Annotated in this window: 13 protein-coding genes, 1 rRNA gene and 1 pseudogene; 5 read left to right on the top strand and 10 right to left on the bottom strand. The window is 75.9% G+C overall.

Features of this window, described 5'->3' with window-relative positions; translation table 11 throughout:
- A pseudogene (locus LG943_RS27830) lies at nucleotides 1-93 on the top strand (IS982 family transposase); the annotation flags it as partial.
- Between the two features lie 142 nt (nucleotides 94-235).
- On the opposite strand, the gene LG943_RS26430 reads toward LG943_RS27830, so the two are convergent.
- The 9 genes from LG943_RS26430 to LG943_RS26470 all read right to left on the bottom strand — a co-directional run bounded on the left by LG943_RS26430 (nucleotide 236) and on the right by LG943_RS26470 (nucleotide 11,180).
- Nucleotides 236-2,548: a serine/threonine-protein kinase gene (locus LG943_RS26430; protein WP_270075095.1), complete on the bottom strand. Its 2,313-nt coding sequence runs from the start codon at nucleotides 2,546-2,548 to the stop codon at nucleotides 236-238.
- Nucleotides 2,549-2,690: 142 nt separating this feature from the next.
- Nucleotides 2,691-3,368: a hypothetical protein gene (locus tag LG943_RS26435; RefSeq protein ID WP_270075096.1), complete on the bottom strand. Its 678-nt coding sequence runs from the start codon at nucleotides 3,366-3,368 to the stop codon at nucleotides 2,691-2,693.
- Nucleotides 3,369-3,370: 2 nt separating this feature from the next.
- Nucleotides 3,371-5,032 carry a serine/threonine-protein kinase gene (locus LG943_RS26440; RefSeq protein WP_270075097.1) on the bottom strand — a complete coding sequence of 554 codons (1,662 nt, stop codon included), beginning with the start codon at nucleotides 5,030-5,032 and terminating at the stop codon, nucleotides 3,371-3,373.
- A gap of 54 nt (nucleotides 5,033-5,086) precedes the next feature.
- On the bottom strand, nucleotides 5,087-6,796 hold the full coding sequence (locus LG943_RS26445; RefSeq protein WP_270075098.1) for a serine/threonine-protein kinase: 1,710 nt from the start codon (nucleotides 6,794-6,796) through the stop codon (nucleotides 5,087-5,089).
- 44 nt (nucleotides 6,797-6,840) lie between these two features.
- Entirely contained in the window at nucleotides 6,841-7,503 is a 663-nt protein-coding gene (locus LG943_RS26450) for a hypothetical protein (protein WP_270075099.1), read from the bottom strand.
- 325 nt (nucleotides 7,504-7,828) lie between these two features.
- A complete protein-coding gene (locus tag LG943_RS26455) occupies nucleotides 7,829-8,197 on the bottom strand; it encodes a peptidase inhibitor family I36 protein (protein WP_270075100.1) in 369 nt (122 codons plus the stop codon).
- Between the two features lie 150 nt (nucleotides 8,198-8,347).
- The gene (locus tag LG943_RS26460; protein ID WP_270075101.1) at nucleotides 8,348-9,190 is read right to left on the bottom strand and encodes an SRPBCC family protein; all 843 of its coding nucleotides are present in this window, start codon (nucleotides 9,188-9,190) and stop codon (nucleotides 8,348-8,350) included.
- Between the two features lie 186 nt (nucleotides 9,191-9,376).
- A complete protein-coding gene (locus LG943_RS26465; protein ID WP_270075102.1) occupies nucleotides 9,377-9,595 on the bottom strand; it encodes a hypothetical protein in 219 nt (72 codons plus the stop codon).
- A complete protein-coding gene (locus LG943_RS26470) occupies nucleotides 9,582-11,180 on the bottom strand; it encodes a PspC domain-containing protein (protein ID WP_270075103.1) in 1,599 nt (532 codons plus the stop codon). Before LG943_RS26470 ends, LG943_RS26465 begins: the two co-directional genes overlap by 14 nt.
- A gap of 276 nt (nucleotides 11,181-11,456) precedes the next feature.
- Between LG943_RS26470 and LG943_RS26475 the strand changes: the two genes are divergently transcribed.
- Nucleotides 11,457-12,689 carry an ATP-binding protein gene (locus LG943_RS26475; RefSeq protein ID WP_270075104.1) on the top strand — a complete coding sequence of 411 codons (1,233 nt, stop codon included), beginning with the start codon at nucleotides 11,457-11,459 and terminating at the stop codon, nucleotides 12,687-12,689.
- 108 nt (nucleotides 12,690-12,797) lie between these two features.
- Entirely contained in the window at nucleotides 12,798-13,487 is a 690-nt protein-coding gene (locus LG943_RS26480; RefSeq protein ID WP_408648661.1) for a response regulator, read from the top strand.
- Nucleotides 13,488-13,515: 28 nt separating this feature from the next.
- Here the strand turns inward: LG943_RS26480 and LG943_RS26485 are convergent, their stop codons facing one another.
- The gene (locus LG943_RS26485) at nucleotides 13,516-14,448 is read right to left on the bottom strand and encodes a nucleoside hydrolase (protein ID WP_270075106.1); all 933 of its coding nucleotides are present in this window, start codon (nucleotides 14,446-14,448) and stop codon (nucleotides 13,516-13,518) included.
- Between the two features lie 276 nt (nucleotides 14,449-14,724).
- Here LG943_RS26485 and LG943_RS26490 point away from each other — a divergent pair, with 276 nt between their 5' ends.
- Both LG943_RS26490 and LG943_RS26495 read left to right on the top strand, forming a co-directional pair.
- Nucleotides 14,725-17,133, top strand: a complete 2,409-nt coding sequence (locus tag LG943_RS26490; protein WP_270075107.1) for a UvrD-helicase domain-containing protein — start codon at nucleotides 14,725-14,727, stop codon at nucleotides 17,131-17,133.
- Nucleotides 17,134-17,632: 499 nt separating this feature from the next.
- Nucleotides 17,633-17,731: ribosomal RNA gene (locus LG943_RS26495) — 16S ribosomal RNA — on the top strand; the annotation flags it as partial.

Below are 17,731 nucleotides of genomic sequence, written 5' to 3' on the forward strand. Positions count from 1 at the left end.
TGCCAGCGGGTGTGCGCGCTCAACGCCGCGATCTGGCACAACTGGTTGATCGGGGCCCCGGTCAAGCGGTCATTGATCGCTTACGACCACTGACCAGGACACCAATTCCCCATCAACGATCTAGCGGGCGCGGGCGCCGCGCGTGTGCGCATGCGTGGGGGCGGCGGCCGGGGGGACCCGGCCGCCGCCCCCCGCGTTTCACGGCCTGCGGCCGGGGCTGGGGCGGGGCGCGGTGTCAGTCCAGGCGGACCAGGTCCACGCGCTCCGGGGCGCCCAGCTCCCCCTGGTAGCAGGTGCCGGCCGACTCCGAGAGGCGGTCGACGACTTCGGCGGTGGCGCTGAGGCCGCAGGTCCAGCCGTCCACCTCGGCGACGTAGCCGGTGCCCTCCTTCTGCTCGTCGGGCATGGCCAGGTACTCCTCGGTGACGGCGCGGGCCTCGCCGCAGTCGATCCCGTTATCGGTGGGCACCAGCAGGGCGCGCTCCACGGAGGGGACGCCCTCGACCACGCCGCACAGGTCGCCGTCCAGGCCGTCGAAGCCGCCGTAGGTCCACACGTAGTCGGTGGCGGCGAGGGGGTCGTCGCCGGTGAACTCGTACTCCAGGCGCAGCGGGCTGCCGTCCATGGCCGTCCACAGGCTGAAGTCGAGGTTGTCGGCCTCGAAGGGGAACTCCCCGTTGGGCACGCTCAGGTCGAAGGTGCCCGTGACGCGCACCGCCGCCGTGCCGTCCACCTCGTCGCGGGCGCGCTCCTCGACCCGCATGGAGGCGGCCAGGCTCTCCAGCGGCGCCAGCACGACCGCGCGCGAGTTCTGCCAGCGCACGGCGTCGTTCACGGCGGTGGAGGAGGCGACGTAGGAGTCGGTTGGCCCGGCCGGCGCCCAGGTGCGCTCGATGAGCGTGTCGGCCTCGGGGCGGTAGATCAGGTCCATGGCGAACTCGGGCGACTCCGGGCTGCCCGTGATCGTGGAGGTCTGGAACACCGGCTCGCCGCCGGCCGTGGACAGCACGTGCTCCACCTGCGAGGGGAGGCCGTCGGTGGGCGAGGTCGCCTCGACGGCGCGGTAGCTCTCGGCGGTCTCCACCGTCCGCACGATGCCGGCGACGATCTCGTCGGGCGTGCCCAGGGTCGGCGACGGCGAGGGGCTGGCCTGGGCCTGGGGCGGCGCCTCGTTCGATGAGAGCGCGTCCACGGCGAAGTACCCGCCCGCGCCGAGACCGCCCACGGCGATGACGGCCGAGGCGGCGATCGCGCCGATCTTCAGGCCGCCCGCCGCACCGCCGGCGGCGGCCGCGCCCCCGGCCGCACCGGCACCCCCCGCGCCCGTGGCACCCGCCGCGCCGGCACCGCCCGCGGCCCCCGCGAGCCCGGCGCCTCCGGCGCCCGTCCCGGCCCCGCCGGCGCCCGCCGCGCCGGTTCCCGCACCGGCAGCGCCCGCCCCGGCGCCGCCCGCACCGGCACCGGCGACTCCGGCACCGGCTCCGGCGCCGCCCGCACCCAGGGCCGCGCCGCCCGTACCGGGCCCGGCGCCGCCCGCGACCAGGGCCACGCCGCCGGCCGCGCCGGCGAACCGGGCCGCCGCCAGCCACATCCCGGGGTCGTGCCAGCTCGCGTCGATCCCGCGCCAGCTCCGGCCGACCACGTCCAGCAGCCGCCGGGCCAGGTCGCGGGTCTCCACGCGGGTGATGTCGTCGTCGGAGGCGAACGCGATCAGCCCCCGGTAGACGCTCTCGGCCGTGGGCCGCCGCGCGGGGTCGGCGGCCAGGGCCAGCTCCACCACCGGCCGCAGCGCGGCGGGCACCCCGTCGAGGTCGGCCTCGCCCGCGAGGGTGCGCCGCCGCTTGTCCTGGGCGTCGCCGGTGCCGAACGGCGGGCGCCCGGTGGCGGCGTAGGCCACCAGGCAGCCCCACGCGAACACGTCGGCGGGCGTGCCCGGCTCGGCGCCCCGGTAGCGCTCGGGGCTCACCCAGCCCGGCGAGCCGAAGGTCGCGCCGGCGGCGCGCGAGGCCGCGCTGCGGCCGGCGGGGCGCGCGATGCCGAAGTCCAGGACGCGCGGCCCCTCGGGGGAGAGCATGACGTTGCCGGGCTTGACGTCGCAGTGCACGATCCCGGCGGCGTGGATGGCGGTCAGCGCCTCGGCGGTGCCGGCGGCGAACGCCAGGAGCATGTCGGGCTCCAGCGGGCCGTCCTGCTCGACGCGCCGGTGCAGGGTCACCCCGGGCACGAAGTCGGTGGCCACCCAGGGGCGGTCCGCCCCGGTGTCGGCGGCGTGCACGGCGGCGGTGAACACGCCCGCCACCCGCCGCATCAGCTCGACCTCGCGCGCGAACGCCTCCCGGAACGCGGGGTCGGCGGCGAACCGGTCGTGGACCACCTTGACCGCGATGCAGGTGCCCTCGGCGCCCACCGCGCCGAACACGGTGCCCATGCCGCCCTGCCCGAGCCGCCCGACCACGGTGTAGGGGCCGATGGCGCGGGGGTCGTCACCGGCCAGTGGCCGCAGTTCAGGGGGGAGGGGCACACCATCGGCCCCGGGCTGCGCGCTCATGGAGGGTTCTTTCTCGTCGATAGGCCGACATGCGGGATGATCATAATGCTTTCGGGCATCTCGGGACGTCCGTGAACAGGCAGGGTTATAGGCCCGAAATCCCCCTGTGGACGCCGGTCCCGCCCGACCGCCGCGCGCGCCCTCAGAACCCCGGCGCGAACGCCTCGGGCACCTCCTCGCAGTCCTCGCGCTCGGCGCTGAAGTCCCCGCCCACCCGGTAGCAGATCGGCACCCGGTAGTAGGGGTCGGCCTGCTCGGCGGCCTCGGCGAAGTAGCTGACCGCGCCCGCCTCGGGCGCGCCCGGCAGGACGACCGTGAACTCCTGCTCGGGGGCGCCGGGCGACAGCGTGGCCAGGGGCGACTCCCCGGTGCCGACGACGGTGCCCTGCTCCACGGCGTCGCCGGTCGCCGGGGCGCCGCCCGCCGCGAAGTGGAAGAACTGCCCGGGCTCCAGCGCCAGCTCCCCCTCCTCGGCCAGGTACTCGCCGGTGAAGGTCAGCGCCACCCCGCCGCCCGCCGCCTCGGCCGCCGTGGGGGTGATGCGGGCGACGGGCCGGCCCTCCTCCACCCGCAGGTAGGCGGCCCCGTCCAGGCGGGTGTAGGTCAGGCCGGCGTCGTTGCCCAGCGGCGCGCCCGCCGGTTCGCCGCCTCCGCCACCGCCCCCGGGCGCGGACGGCTGAGCGGCCGCCGCGAAGGGGTCGAACACCTCGGCCGTCGCCGCGCGCAGCGCGTAGCCGCCGCCGGCCGCCAGCGCCCCCGCCGTGAGCGCGGCCGCCGCCGCGCCGCCCGCCAGCAGCCAGGGCGAGCGCCCGAACACCATCGTCAGCCACATCCTTCGGTATCGGCGGTGAACCCGGCCCCGACCTCGTAGCACAGCCCCATGGGCGGCGCCCCCGGCCCGCCCTCGACGTGGTTGGCGCCGCGCAGGGTCAGCACCCCGGTGGGCGGCGCTCCGGGCACCAGGAACGAGACGGTGTCGGTGCCCTGGAACGCGTCGAGGAAGCCGGTCAGGGGCTCCTCCCCGGCGGGCAGCTCCCGGTCCCCGGCGGTGACGGCGAACTGGGCGGCGGTGAGCTGGGCGGTGCGCACGCCCTGGTAGGCGGCGACTGCGGTGAACCGCACCCCGCCGTCCTCGGCGGCGGCCCCGGTCATCCGCACGATCCAGGCGACCTGGCCCTGCTCGGCGGTGACGAAGGTGTCGCCGCCGTCCACGGCGGTGACCGAGGGGCCGTTGACCGCCGACCGGGCGCCGCCCTGCCCGCCGCCGTCCTCTGCCGGGTCCCCGCCGCCGCCCGCGCCGTCCTCCCCGCCCTGTCCGCTTTCCGCGCTTTCCGCGCCGTCCTCCGCGCCGTCGCCGTGCGCGCCGGCGTCGCCGCCGGCCCCGGCGGTGCCCGCCCACCAGGAGCGGCCCTCGGCCAGGTAGGTGTGGGCGGTGTAGCCGCCCGCCGCCGCCAGCGCCAGGCTCACCGCCGCCGCCAGCACGGCCAGCGCCTTCGGCGCGCCCCGGCCCGGCCGCGCCATCGGGGGCGGCGGGATGTCGGTCCACTCCGCGTCCAGCAGCCGTGTCAAGGTCGCCGGCTCCTCGACGGCGGTCGGCGCGCCATCGGCGCCGCCCGGCCCGGTACCACTCCGCCGCCCCCACAGGGCGGTGACCGCCGCCAGCGCCTCGGCCGCCGTGGGGCGCGCCGCCGGGTCCACCGCCATGGCGCGCTCCACCAGCGGCAGCAGGTCGTCGGGCACGCCCTCCAGGTCGGGGCGGCCGTCCAGCACCCGGAACGCCAGCACGTCGGGGGACCCGGTGCCGTAGGGGTTGCGGCCGGTCGCGGCGAACGCCACCAGCCCGCCCCAGGCGAACATGTCGGCGCGGGCGTCGGGCTCGGCGCCCTGGTACAGCTCCGGCGGGATCCAGCCGGGCGTGCCGACGAGGACGCCGGTGGTGGTGATGGCGGTCTCGTCGCCGGAGCGCGCGATGCCGAAGTCGAGCACCTTGGGACCGGTGGGCGACAGGATCACGTTGCCGGGCTTGAGGTCGCGGTGCACGATCCCGGCGGCGTGCACGGCCACCAGGCCCTCGGCGATCCCCGCCGCCAGGCCCATCAGCATGCCGCCCGACAGCGGCCCGCCGTCGCGCACCCGCTCGCGCAGGGTCGGCCCCGGCACGTACTCCGTGGCCAGCCACGGGGTGCCGCCGGAGGTGTCGGAGCCCAGCACGGCCGCCGTGCACGAGCCGCGCACCCGCCGCAGCAGGTCGGCCTCGCGCGCGAACCGCGCCCGGTAGTCGGGGTCGGCGGCGTGCTCGCTGTGCACCACCTTCACGGCCACGCAGGCGCCGCGCGCGTCGGCGGCGGCATAGACGGCGCCCATGCCCCCGGCGCCGATCCGGCCCACCAGGCGGTAGGGGCCGACCACGGCCGGGTCGTCACCGAGGAGCGGGGCGAGCCGGTCGGGAACCGGTCCGGTGGTGAAGACGGAGGTGAGTGACATCGGTCCTTCCGCTGTGTCAACGGGGGCGCCGGGGGCGGGGGGCGGGCGCGGGGCTCAGTCGTAGGTGGCGTCGCCGTCGGCGCACATGTCCCAGGCGCGCCAGTGGTTGTTCAGAAAGTCGGTGCCGGTGTCGGCGTAGGGCCGGTCGGTCCGGAAGCACAGGTGGGGTGCCGGCAGGTCGCCCTCGGGGTCGAACACGAGCGCGCCCGGCCCCTGGGCGGGCACCGCGAAGGAGAACTCCCGGCGCGGCTGGGCGGGGGAGACGGTGCCGATCTCCGCCTGGGGCGCGGGGTAGGCCCGCGCCGCCTCGGGGACGTCGGCGGCGTCCACCACGGGGTCGGCCACGGCCGCCCGGTCGGGCACGAAGAAGTCGGCCGTGCTCAGCGCCAGTTCGCCGGAGTCGCCGAGGTACTCCACCGCGCCGCGGAACTCGGTGCCCGCGCCGGCCGCCGCCGCGCTCTCCAGGGTGATCTCGTAGCGCGCCCGCCCCTCGGCTGAGGTGTGCCGGAACACGCCGGGGCCCTGGGCGGCCAGCGTCTCCATACCGGGAATCCCGGCGGGTGCCTGCGACGGGCTCGCCGCCGGGGGCGGCTCCCCCTCCCCGGTGCCCGGTCCGCCCTCGCCCTGCCCTTCGCCCTCGCCGCCTGTGCCGGGGTCCTCCGCCGCCGCGTCGAACAGCCCGCCGCCCGGCGGCGCCACCGGGGTCAGCCCGGACGCGTAGGCACCGCCGGCCGCCACCACCAGGACGGCGGCGACCGAGGCGGCGACCAGCGGAGCCCGGCGCCGCCGGGGCGGCGCCAGCGCGGTCCAGGAGGCGGGGTCGTGGGCCGTGCCCGGCTCGGCGGCCCCGTGCCACTCCTGGCGCAGCAGGCGGGTGACCATCCGCGTGGGCTCCTCGTCGGCGGCGCCCCGCGCCGCCTCCGGCCCGGGCGCCAGCGCGCGCAGCAGTTCGGCGGTGCCGGGGCGCGCGGCGGGGTCCTTGGCCATCGCCCGCCGCACCAGCGGCAGCAGCTCACCGGGCACCCCGTCGAGGTCGGGCTCCTCCCGCAGCGTGCGGTAGGCGACCGTCTGCGCCTGGCCGCCGCCGAAGGGGTTGCGCCCCGTGGCGGCCAGGGCGACCACCGCGCCCCAGGCGAAGACGTCGGAGAGGGCGGTGGCCTCGGCGCCCTCGTAGCGCTCGGGCGCCACCCACCCCGGCGTCCCCACCAGGCCGCCGGTGCGGGTGATGCCGCTCTCGTCCACCGCCCGCGCGATGCCGAAGTCCAGCACCTTGGGGCCGTCGGGGGCCAGGATGAGATTGCCCGGCTTGAGGTCGCGGTGCACGATCCCGGCGGCGTGCACGGCGTGCAGCGCCTCGGCCACGCCCGCCGCCAGCGCCACGAGCATGCCGCCGGCCAGGGGGCCGCGCTCGCGCACCCGTTGGCGCAGCGTCGGGCCGGGGACGTACTCGGTGGCCAGCCACGGCCGCTCGGCCGTGGTGTCGGCGGCCACGAACCGGGCGGTGCAGGCGGCCCGCACCCGGCCCACCAGCTCCACCTCGCGGGCGAAGCGGGCGCGGAAGACCGGGTCGGCGGCGTACTCGCGGTGCACCACCTTGACCGCCAGGCAGGTGTCGCGGTCGTCCAGCGCGGCGTAGACCGCGCCCATGCCGCCCGCGCCCAGCCGGCCCGCCACGCGGTAGGGGCCGATGCGGGCGGGGTCGGTCCCGGTGAGGGGGCCGAGCCCGGGCGGCGGGGCGGGGCGGGCGTCCTCGGCAGGCGGCACGGGAACTCCTGGGGCGGGCGGGGAGGGGGCGCGGTCGGGCGGGGTCAGGAGCACCCCTCCGTGGTGAACTCGGCGCCGGCCGTGTAGCAGACCCCGATGGGCGGCAGGCCGGTGCCGTCCGCCTCGTAGTCGGCGCCCTGGAAGAAGATCGCGCCGGACTCGGGGGCGCCGGGGATCACGAAGGTGTGCTCGATGACCATCTCACTGGTGGACTGCGCGGTGGCGTAGGAGGTCAGGACCCCCTCCCCGCCGGTGGTGTAGCGCTCGCCGGCCGACTCGGCGTAGATTTGGCTGTGGTAGATCTCGCCTTCGGGCTCGGCCACGTTCCACAGGAAGTGCAGCAGGAACTCCACGCCCTCCGGGGTGGCGGTGGCGGACTTGAAGGTGACCTGGGTCTGGTGCTGCACCGGCGACAGGTCGTCGTTGTAGCTGGTGACGGTCAGTTCACCGAGGTCGTTGGTGCCGACCTCGCCGCGCCAGGGCGGGTTCTCCACCGACTGCGGCAGTTCGATGGGCTCGGCGGAGGGCGAGGCCGAGGGGGAGGTCTCGGCGGCCTGGTCGGAGGGCGAGGGCGACGGCGCGGGCTCCTCACCCCCGCCGCCGCAGCCGGCGGGCAGTGCGGACAGCATGGCGAGCAGGGCCAGGGGGGCGACACCGTGGAACAGCCGGGGGCGGGACGCACGGCGAACGGGGGGTGCTGAGGACACGGAGGACTCCGATCGGTCGGATACCACTGCCGGCACGGAAACGTGTGGGCGGTGCGGCGCGGCGGTGGACGGGCCGGGGGACGGGGACACTCCGTCCGACGGCCGCCCCTCGGCCGGGGTTCCCGGTTCAGCCGAGGAATTGAAACATATTGTCCCATAAACGCGCGTGCCGGAGTCAGCGCCGGACTCTCGGACCGGTGGGCGCCGGTGGGCGCCGGTGGGGTGGCGGTGCCGCGGCGGGTGTGCGCGCGTCATCCGCCCCGTGCGGCCGGCCGCGCCGGAAAAGGGCCGGTCCCCCGGCGGAGCGAGAGGACCGGCCGGTGCGCTACCAGACCAGGTAGACGCTGACTCCGTCCGGGACGATCATGGTGTCGGACTGCCCCTGCCCGACGTGGGCGATCCGGCCGCCCTCGCAGTCCGGCAGGTCGTAGACCGCCGCCACGGCGGGGATCCCGGGGCTGGGGTAGGTGTTGGCGATCGAGCGGATCGGCACCTCCAGGTTGACGCAGCCCGCGCCCGCCTGGAGCGGGACGAGCTTGCCGTGGAATCCGTACTCGGTGTAGCCGCAGATGCTGTTCGCGGGGCAGTCCGGCGGCGCCGACGCGGCCGACGCCGCCAGCGGAGCCGCCACCACCGCACCGAGGGCGGCGGCCGACAGGAAGGTCGTGCGCAGCAGACCACGCATGACACGCATGGGGAACGCCTTTCGGTCAAGCGGCCTCGCGTGCCAGCCTCCCCCAGCCGTCCGGGGCTGTCGACACCCTTGCCACGAAATGCCGGTTCCGGCCAGCCCCACGCCACCCCACGCCACCCACCGGCCCCGCGCCGAGAGCGCAGCCGGGGCCTATCGCCGGCGGCGGATGAGCCATCGCAGGACGGCCGCGAGCAGGACCAGCGCGGCCGCGACGGGGAGCGCGCGCGTGACGGCGGTCGGAAACGCCGCCGCCGGGCGGGCGGGAACGTCCTCGCCGTCGTCCTCGTCGTCGAGCGCCGCCGCGCCTCGGGGGCGGGCCGACGCCGGCTCGCCCGGTGCGGGCGCGGCGGGGGAAGCGGGCGACTCGGGGACCGCGCCGGACACCGCCGCCGCCTCCAGCCGGGCCTCGGCCGCCGCGCCGCCGTGGCGCTCGGCCGCGGTGACCTCCTCGGGCATCGCCGCCGGGGCGTCGGGGGCGGTCTCCCCGGTCTTCCCGGCCTCCCCGGTGTCGGCCGTGCCGGCCGTGTCGGCGGCGTCGCCTTCGGCCAGTTCGGCGGTGAGTCTGGTCGCGAAGCGGGCCAGGAGTCGGGCGCCCACCCCCGCCAGGACGTCGGGGCCGAACCCGGCGGCGCGGCCGGTGGCCACCAGGTCGCCGGACACCGCGACCCGGGTCGCCGCGCCGTCCGCCGCCTCGTGCAGGCGGGCCGTCAGCTCCACCGAGGCCGTCCCCGGCCCCCGGGCCTCCCGCCCCGACGCCCGCACCACCAGGCGGTATCCGGCGCGGTCGGCCTCGGTGAACTCGGCCTCGCCCCGGTAGGTCACCGTGGTTGAGCCGATCCGCACCCGCAGCCGGCCCGCCGACCGCCCGCCCTCAGCGGACTCCACCGTGGCGCCGGGCACGCACGCGGCGACGAGCCGGGCGTCGCGCAGCGCCTCCCACACCCGCTCCACGGGAACGGGGACCGTGAACTCGTCGTCCAGCCGGGTGCTCATGCTCCGTGCCGCCTTCCTGCCGCGCGGTGCGCGCCGATCGCGCCCGCGGCGGCGAGGGCGCTGGTGCGCCCGCGCCGACAGGTGGGGATATGCCCGCCCGGCGGCACCCCCAACACGGCGCGGCCGGGGCGGGACCCCAGGTCCCCGCCCCCGCCGCCGCGCCGCCGACCGCGCTCAGCCCTCCGCTCAGTGGGGCCGGCCGCCCCCGGTGGGGCCGGGCCGGTCGCGCGAGGCGGCCAGCGCCCGCGCCACCCCCGCGATGCCCAGGCCCACGGCCACCACGGGCACGATCCACACGGTGTCCAGCCCCCACCGCCCCGGGCCGCCGAGGATGAACGCCGTCCCCAGCGCGATGAACAGCAGCCCGGCGATGAGCGAACCCCAGTCGGTCCTATGCCGCCACACGCCGCACCTCCAGTTCGCCGAATCGGGAGTCCAGGTCCAACACCAGCGTCGGCGCCGCGTCCTCGGCCCCGCCCCGGCCGCCGCCGGCACCGGCCGCGCCGTCCGTGCCATCCGTGCCCGGCCGCCCGGCCGGCGCGGCGGCGCCCTCCAGGTCCGCGACCGGCTCCAGCACCCGCCGCAGGCGCACCCCGGTGCCCGACCGCGTGGTGCCGTCGACCCGCACCTCGCCGATGGCGGCGCCTCCGCGCACCTCCACCCGGGCGTACTCGGGCACCAGCACCTCCAGCCGCCCGTAGCGCACCGACGCGTCCACGTCCACCCGCTGCCCCGGTTCCAGCGGCAGCGCGGTGAGGTCCAGTTCGGCCACCCCCACCGTCAGCGCGTAGCCCCGCTCCACGTCGGCGACCGACCGCGGCCGCCACTCCTCGGCCCCGAACCGCTGCCCGGTGAGGTCGACGGAGGCCGACAGCACCAGCAGCGCGGTCGCGACCACGCCCAGGCCGATCAGCCCGCGCGGGTCGCCGAACCACGTGCCGAGCAGCAGCGCCGCCCCGATGATCACCACAACGCTCCCGAGGTAGAGGGGGCCGGTCTGCGGACCCAGCAGGGCCTCCTGGACGGAGGTGTCGGTCAGGCCGAGCGTGATCCCGGTGGCCGCCACGACCGCCGGCAGCACGAAGCCCGTCAGCCGCGTGCCCCGCCGGGCGCGGCGCTCGGCGCGCCGCTCCCGCCACGTGCCGCGCGGCCCCCGCCGGGCGCGCCCGTCGCCCTCCGCGTCGCCGCCGTCGTCGTCCTCCCCGCGCGCCGGACCGGCGTCGCGCCCCGAGGCGATCCGCGCCACCACCGCCAGGTCCACCGGCCCCGCCGGCGCCTGCGCCCAGGGCTGGGCCGGGTTGTAGTAGGCGGGCTTGGGGTCGGGCGCGGGCGTGGCCGGCGGCGGCTCGGCCGACTTCAGCAGCCCGGGCAGCTCCCGGTAGGTGCGGCGCAGGTCCACGCCCCGGTTGTGGGCCACCAGCAGGCCCAGGATCAGCGGGGTCGCCAGCATCAGCGTGCCCCACCGCACCCCGCCCACCAGGCTGAGCGCGGCGGCGACCGCCAGGCCCAGGCCCAGCAGCGCCACGACGGCGCGCTCGGCGATGCGCCGGTTCAGCAACTGCTCGAACATCGCCGGCCCCCGGTTGGGGTCGCGCATCGTCATCCACGCGCCGATGTAGAGCAGCAGGCCGGTGAGCCCGGCCAGCCCGGTCACGGCGAAGGCCATCCGCCACACGATGGGGTCGATGCGGGTGTAGGCGCCGAGCCCGGCGCACACGCCCGTGATCAGGCCCCGCTCGTTGTCGCGGATCAGCTCCGCCGGCTCGGCGGGATCCGACGCACCCGGCGCGCCCGAGGCGCCGTGCGCCCAGCGGTCCTCGGGCGCGCCGGACGCGCCGGACGCGCCGGATACGCCTGTTGCGCCGGATGCGTCCGGCCCCGGGGTCCCGGCGGCGGCGGTGCCGGCGGAGGCGTCGTCGGCCGCCGGCGCCGCGGGCTCCTCGTGCTCCCGCCGCTCCGGTCCGTCCATCGGCCCTCGCTCGTCACTCACCGTCCGCACCCACCGCCTTCCGCCGGGTCCCTCGCATGTGCCCCATCCTGGCCGTCCCCCCGCTCCGCTGCCCATCGGGATCTACCCTGACCCCACCCTGAGGCGGCGGCCGCCCCCACCCGGGGCGCGCCCCTGATGACCCCGCGCCCGCGCAGGGGGCATGCTGGAGGACATACCGCGACAACCCCGCCGCGCCCGGCGCGGGGCGGGAGCGGCCCGGCGCACCGCCGGGCCGGCGCGGCCACCCCGACCTGCGGACGAGGAGACACGGACACGGTGACCGACACGGCGACCCGGACGCCCCCGGCGCCACAGTTGACCCGGCCGCGCCGCGGCCGGCTCGTCGCGGGCGTGGGCGCCGGACTCGCCCGCCACCTGGGCATCGACGCCGTCGTGGCGCGGCTGGCGCTGCTCGCCCTGGCCTTCGGCGGCATCGGGATCGCCGTCTACGTCGTCCTGGTGCTGTTCACCCCGGTCGAGACCGAGGATGCCGCCGACACCGCCGACCCCGAGGCCGTCCGGCGGCGCAAGGGCCGCGACATCAGCCAGCTCATCGCCTACTGCGCGCTCGCCGGCGGGCTGGGCGTCCTCGCGCTGCTGTTCGGCGGCTGGTTCCAGCCGGTGCTGTGGTTCATGGTCTTCGGCGCGCTGGGCGCCACCATCCTCTGGCAGCAGGCCAACCCGGCCGTGCGCGAGGAGTGGATGGCCAGCACCGTGCTGGCGCAGTCGGGCAAGAGCTGGGCGCGCACCGGCGCCGGCGTGCTGCTCGTGGTCATCGGCGCCATCGGCTTCCTCGCCTTCCAGCAGCAGCTCACCGCCGCGCGCGCCGGGCTCACGTTCGCGCTGACCATCATCGCGGGGATCTCCCTCATCGTCGCGCCGTGGATCATCGGCCTGGTGCGCGAGCGCGACCGCGAGCGCCGTGAGCGCATCCGCAGCCAGGAGCGCGCCGAACTGGCGGCCCACATCCACGACTCCGTGCTGCACACCCTCACCCTGATCCAGCGCCGCGCCGAGGACCCGCGCGAGGTGCAGCGCCTGGCCCGCGTGCAGGAGCGCGCCCTGCGCAGTTGGCTCTACCAGCGGCCCGCCGACGCCGAGACCACGGTCAAGGCCGCCCTGGAGCGGGTGGCCGCCGAGGTGGAGGAGGCCCACGGCGTGCCGATCGAGGTCGTGTGCGTGGGCGACTGCCCCATCGACGACGGCGTCCAGGCGGAGCTGCGCGCCGCCCGCGAGGCCATGGTCAACGCCGCCAAGTACGCCGGAACCGACAGCATCTCGGTGTTCGGCGAGGTGGAACCGGAGGAGGTGCTGGTGTTCGTGCGCGACCGGGGCGCCGGCTTCGACCTCGACGCCATCCCCGAGGACCGCATGGGCGTGCGCGGCTCCATCCTCGGCCGCATGGAACGCCACGGCGGCAGCGCCCGCATCCGCACCGCCCCGGGCGAGGGCACCGAGGTGCAGCTTCGCATGCCGAGGGAGAAGGAGAGGAAGGACGAACCGGCGTAGCACCCCGGACCGTCCGCCGCTTCCACCTCAGGCGCACCGGCCGGCCGGCGCGGTCCGCCGTGTGGCCGAACCCGGGCGGGCAGGGGGGATGCCCTCCGCCGGCCGGGGATGGGTACAGTCCAACGTGTGGACGACCAGAACAGCACCTTTGCCTCCGGCGCCGCCGTGCCGCGCGTCGTGATCGTTGACGACCACCGCCTCTTCCGCAGTGGCGTGCGCGGCGAGCTGGGCGACGCCGTCGACGTCGTCGGCGAGGCGGGCGACGTCGACAGCGCGGTCCGCGAGATCGCCGAAAAGCGCCCCGACCTGGTGCTGCTCGACGTCCACCTGCCCGGCGGCGGCGGTGGCGAGGTGCTGCGCCGGGTCCTGCCCCAGCACCCCGAGATCCGCTTCCTGGCCCTGTCGGTCTCCGACGCCGCCGAGGACGTCATCGGCGTGGTGCGCGGCGGCGCGCGCGGCTACGTGACCAAGACCATCTCCGGCCGCGAACTCGCCAACGCCATCGTGCGGGTGGCCGACGGCGACGCCGTGTTCTCCCCGCGCCTGGCCGGGTTCGTGCTCGACGCCTTCTCGGCCACCGACGCCCCGCCCATGGACCCCGAGCTGGACCGGCTCACCCAGCGCGAGCGCGAGGTGCTGCGGCTGATCGCCCGCGGCTACGCCTACAAGGAGGTCGCCAAGGAGCTGTTCATCTCGGTCAAGACGGTCGAGACCCACGTCTCCTCGGTGCTGCGCAAGCTCCAGCTCTCCAACCGGCACGAGCTGAGCCGGTGGGCCACCGCACGCAAGCTCGTCTGACCGGCCGGCCCGCGCCCGGCCCCGCCCCTCAGCGCAGCGCGTCCAGCATCCGCGCCAGGAACACCTCGCCGTCGGCGGCGCCCACCAGCCGCACCGGCGGGCGGCCGTCGCCCACGTCGCGGTTGAGCCGCATGTCGGCCAGGGTCATGCCGCGCGTGAACTCCCCGCGCAGCTCCACCCGCACCGGCACCTCCACGACCTCCGTCGCCACCGCCTCGTCCAGCAGCACCGCGGCGGCCAGCGGGTCGTGCATCGCGCACTGGCGCACCCCGAACACGGTGGAGTACCAGCCCGCGTAGAAGTCCAGGAACCCCGCCGCCGTCTCGGCGCGCCGCCCCGCCACCGTCTTCAGCTCCGCCAGCCACGCCTCGGTGGCCACCGTCCGCATGGTGACGTCCAGCGGCACCAGCACCGTGTCGAACCCGGCCGCGAACACCACCTCGGCCGCCTCGGGGTCGTTGACGACGTTGGCCTCGCCCCACGGCGTGACGTTGCCCGGCGCCCGCACCGCGCCGCCCATCACCACCACCCGGCGCAGCAGCCGGGGCAGCTCCGGCTCCAGGCTCAACGCCAGCGCGAGGTTGGTCAGCGGCCCCAGCGCCAGCACGTCCAGCGATCCGGGCGCCGACCGGGCGGCGCGCACCAGCATCTCGGCGGCCGAGTGGTCCACGGGCGCCCCGGCGGGCGCGGGCAGGTCCACCTCGCCCAGCCCGTTGCGGCCGTGCACGTGCTCGGCCGTGCGGGGCGGCTGCGCCAGCGGCCGGGCGGCGCCGCGCGCCACCGGCACCTCGGGGCGGCCGTACAGCTCCAGCAGCCGCAGCGCGTTGTCCGTGGTGACGTCGATGCCGTTGTTGCCGAAGACGGTGCCCACCCCCACGACCTCCACGTCCGGCCGGGCCGTGACGTAGGCCAGGGCCATGGCGTCGTCGATCCCCGGGTCGCAGTCGACATAGATCCGCACCGTTGTGCCTCCTTCAGCGACGTCGTCGGCGGGCGGCGGCGCGACCGGCTGCGCCCCGCGCGCCCCGACAAGGGTAGACAGCACCCGCCCGGCGCCCGTCCGCGGCCCGGCGGCGGTGCCCTCCACCGCCATCGGCGCCCCCTCGCGCCTCACCGCACCCCGACCGGCCCTTCCGCGGACCCCGCCGAAGGCGGGCCGCGCAAGGTCGGACCGGCGCCGGCGGCGGCCTCACCGGTCGGGCAGCGGGCACCCCCCGCGCCCCGTAACCTGGGAGGCGTGTCGTCCTCCCGTACCGCATCGCCGCTCCTCGAAGGTCTGAACACTCCGCAGCGCGACGCCGTCACCCATGCCGGCGGCCCGCTGCTGATCGTCGCCGGGGCGGGCTCCGGAAAGACCAGGGTGCTCACCCACCGCATCGCCTATCTGCTCGCCGAACGCGGCGTGCGGCCCGGCGAGGTGATGGCGATCACCTTCACCAACAAGGCCGCCGCCGAGATGAAGGAGCGCATCGAGGCGCTGCTCGGCGGCCGCGTGGCCAACGCGATGTGGGTGATGACCTTCCACTCCGCCTGCGTGCGGATCCTCCGCCGCGAGGCCGGGCGCCTGGGCTACCCCAGCAGCTTCACCATCTACGACGCCGCCGACTCCCGCCGGCTGATGCAGCTCGTGTGCAAGGAGCTGGACCTCGACCCCAAGCGGTTCCCGCCCAAGTCGTTCTCCGCGCAGGTCTCCAACCTCAAGAACGAACTGGTCGACTACGACACCTTCAGCGAGCAGGCCCAGAGCGCCCAGGACAAGAAGCTCGCCGAGGCGTACACGCTCTACCAGCGGCGGCTGCACGAGGCCGGCGCCATGGACTTCGACGACCTGATCATGATCACGGTCAACCTGCTCCAGATGTTCCCCGACGTCGCCGAGCACTACCGGCGCCGCTTCCGGCACATCATGGTCGACGAGTACCAGGACACCAACCACGCCCAGTACGAACTCGTCCGGCTGCTGGTGGGCGAGGACACCCCCGGCGCCGCCGTGCCGCCCTCGGAGCTGTGCGTGGTCGGCGACGCCGACCAGTCCATCTACGCCTTCCGCGGCGCCACCATCCGCAACATCCTGGAGTTCGAGCGCGACTACCCCCAGGCCCGCACGATCCTGCTGGAGCAGAACTACCGCTCCACGCAGACCATCCTGTCCGCGGCCAACGCCGTCATCGAGCGCAACCCCGACCGCCCGCCCAAGAATTTGTGGTCGGAGCAGGGGCACGGCCCGGCGATCGTGGGCTACGTCGCCGACAACGAGCACGACGAGGCCGCGTTCGTCGTCCAGGAGATCGACAAGCTGACCGACGAGGGCGCCTGCTCGCCCGGCCAGGTGGCGGTGTTCTACCGCACCAACGCGCAGTCGCGCGTGTTCGAGGACGTGTTCATCCGCACCGGCCTGCCCTACCGCATCGTCGGCGGCGTGCGCTTCTACGAGCGCAAGGAGATCCGCGACATCCTCGCCTACCTGCGGGTGATCGCCAACCCCGAGGACACCGTCAGCCTGCGCCGGATCCTCAACGTCCCCAAGCGGGGGATCGGCGACCGCGCCGAGGAGGCCGTCGAGCTGTTCGCGGCCCGCGAGCGCATCTCCTTCGCCCGCGCCCTGCGCCGCGCCGAGGACGCCGTGCCGGCGCTGGCCACCCGCTCCCTCAACGCGGTCCGCGACTTCGTCGCGCTGCTGGACGAACTCCAGGAGATCGCCGAGGAGGCGTCGCCCGCCGAGATCGTGGAGGCGGTGCTGGAGCGCACGGGGTACCTGTCCGAACTCGCCAACTCCAAGGACATCCAGGACGAGAGCCGGGTGGAGAACCTGGAGGAGTTCGTGGAGGTCGCGCGCGAGTTCGAGAGCACGTTCACGGGGCCGTTGTACGCCGACGACGGCGGCGGTGACGGGGAGGGCGTCGACGGCGACGGCGGCGACGGTGACGGGGCACCGCCCGCGGAGGCGGCGGCCGGCGCCGAGGGAGCTGACGGCGGTGACGTCGGCGACGGGGAGGGTGACGGCGTCGGCGGCGCGGCCCAGGAGGCGCCGGAGCCGACCCTGGTCGACTTCCTGGAGCAGATCTCGCTGGTGGCCGACACCGACCAGATCCCCGACGCCGACGACAGCGGCGGCGTCGTGACGCTGATGACGCTGCACTCCGCCAAGGGCCTGGAGTTCCCCGTCGTCTTCCTCACCGGCCTGGAGGACGGCGTCTTCCCGCACATGCGCACCCTGGGCGAGAAGTCGGAGCTGGAGGAGGAGCGCCGCCTGGCCTACGTCGGGATCACGCGCGCGCAGGAGCGGCTGTACCTCACCCGGTCGGCCGTGCGCAGCGCGTGGGGCGCGCCGTCGTTCAACCCGCCGTCGCGGTTCCTGGACGAGGTCCCGGCCGAGCTGATCGACTGGCGCCGCGCGCAGTCCTCGATGGCCGCGGCGGCGCCGCGCCGCCGCGTGGAACCGCCGTCGCGCCGGGCGGCCACGGGCGCGAGCGCGAACGTGCCGTCGCTGTCGCCGGGGGACAAGGTCACCCACGACTCCTTCGGCCTGGGCACGGTGCTGCTGGTGGAGGGCGTCGGCGACAAGACCAAGGCGCGCATCGACTTCGGCGCCGACATCGGCGAGAAGGACTTCCTGGTGAAGTACGCGCCGATCGAGAAGCTGTAGGACGCGCGCGTTCCGTGCGTAGCCGCCGGTGGCGGCGCCGATGGCGGTCCCCGCGTGGGGGGCGTGCGTCGGCGCCCGCCACGGCCGGGACCGGACGAGTTCGCGGAACCGGTAACAAGCACTGCCGGGAGCCGGTAGAGTTCTCAACACCGACCGAACGAAGCTGGCGGTTACGCCTGCGTCCGAAGTCGGTTGGCTCCACTCCGACTGACTGTCACGAGCACTCGGGACAAGCGGGTAGAGTAGAGAGCACAACAAAGCGGAAACGCGGAGATTGATCCGCCCCTTGTGGGAAGAGCCCTTGCGGGCCTGCCGATTGAGTGGGTCCGGGGTTTGTACCCGGTGAGCGGTTGCTTCTTGAGAACTCAACAGCGCGTGTATGACATTCTTTGTGCCATGTTTGTTTTGGCCCCGTTGGACACCCTGGTTTGATCCGGGTGTTCGGGGTTCCTTTGATGGGTTCACCCTTCTGGGGTGGGCCGGTCAGGATTGAAGACCTTTAATGGAGAGTTTGATCCTGGCTCAGGACGAACGCTGGCGGCGTGCTTAACACATGCAAGTCGAGCGGTAAGGCCCTTCGGGGTACACGAGCGGCGAA

The organism is Streptomonospora mangrovi (assembly GCF_027604915.1).
Classification (GTDB): domain Bacteria; phylum Actinomycetota; class Actinomycetes; order Streptosporangiales; family Streptosporangiaceae; genus Streptomonospora; species Streptomonospora mangrovi.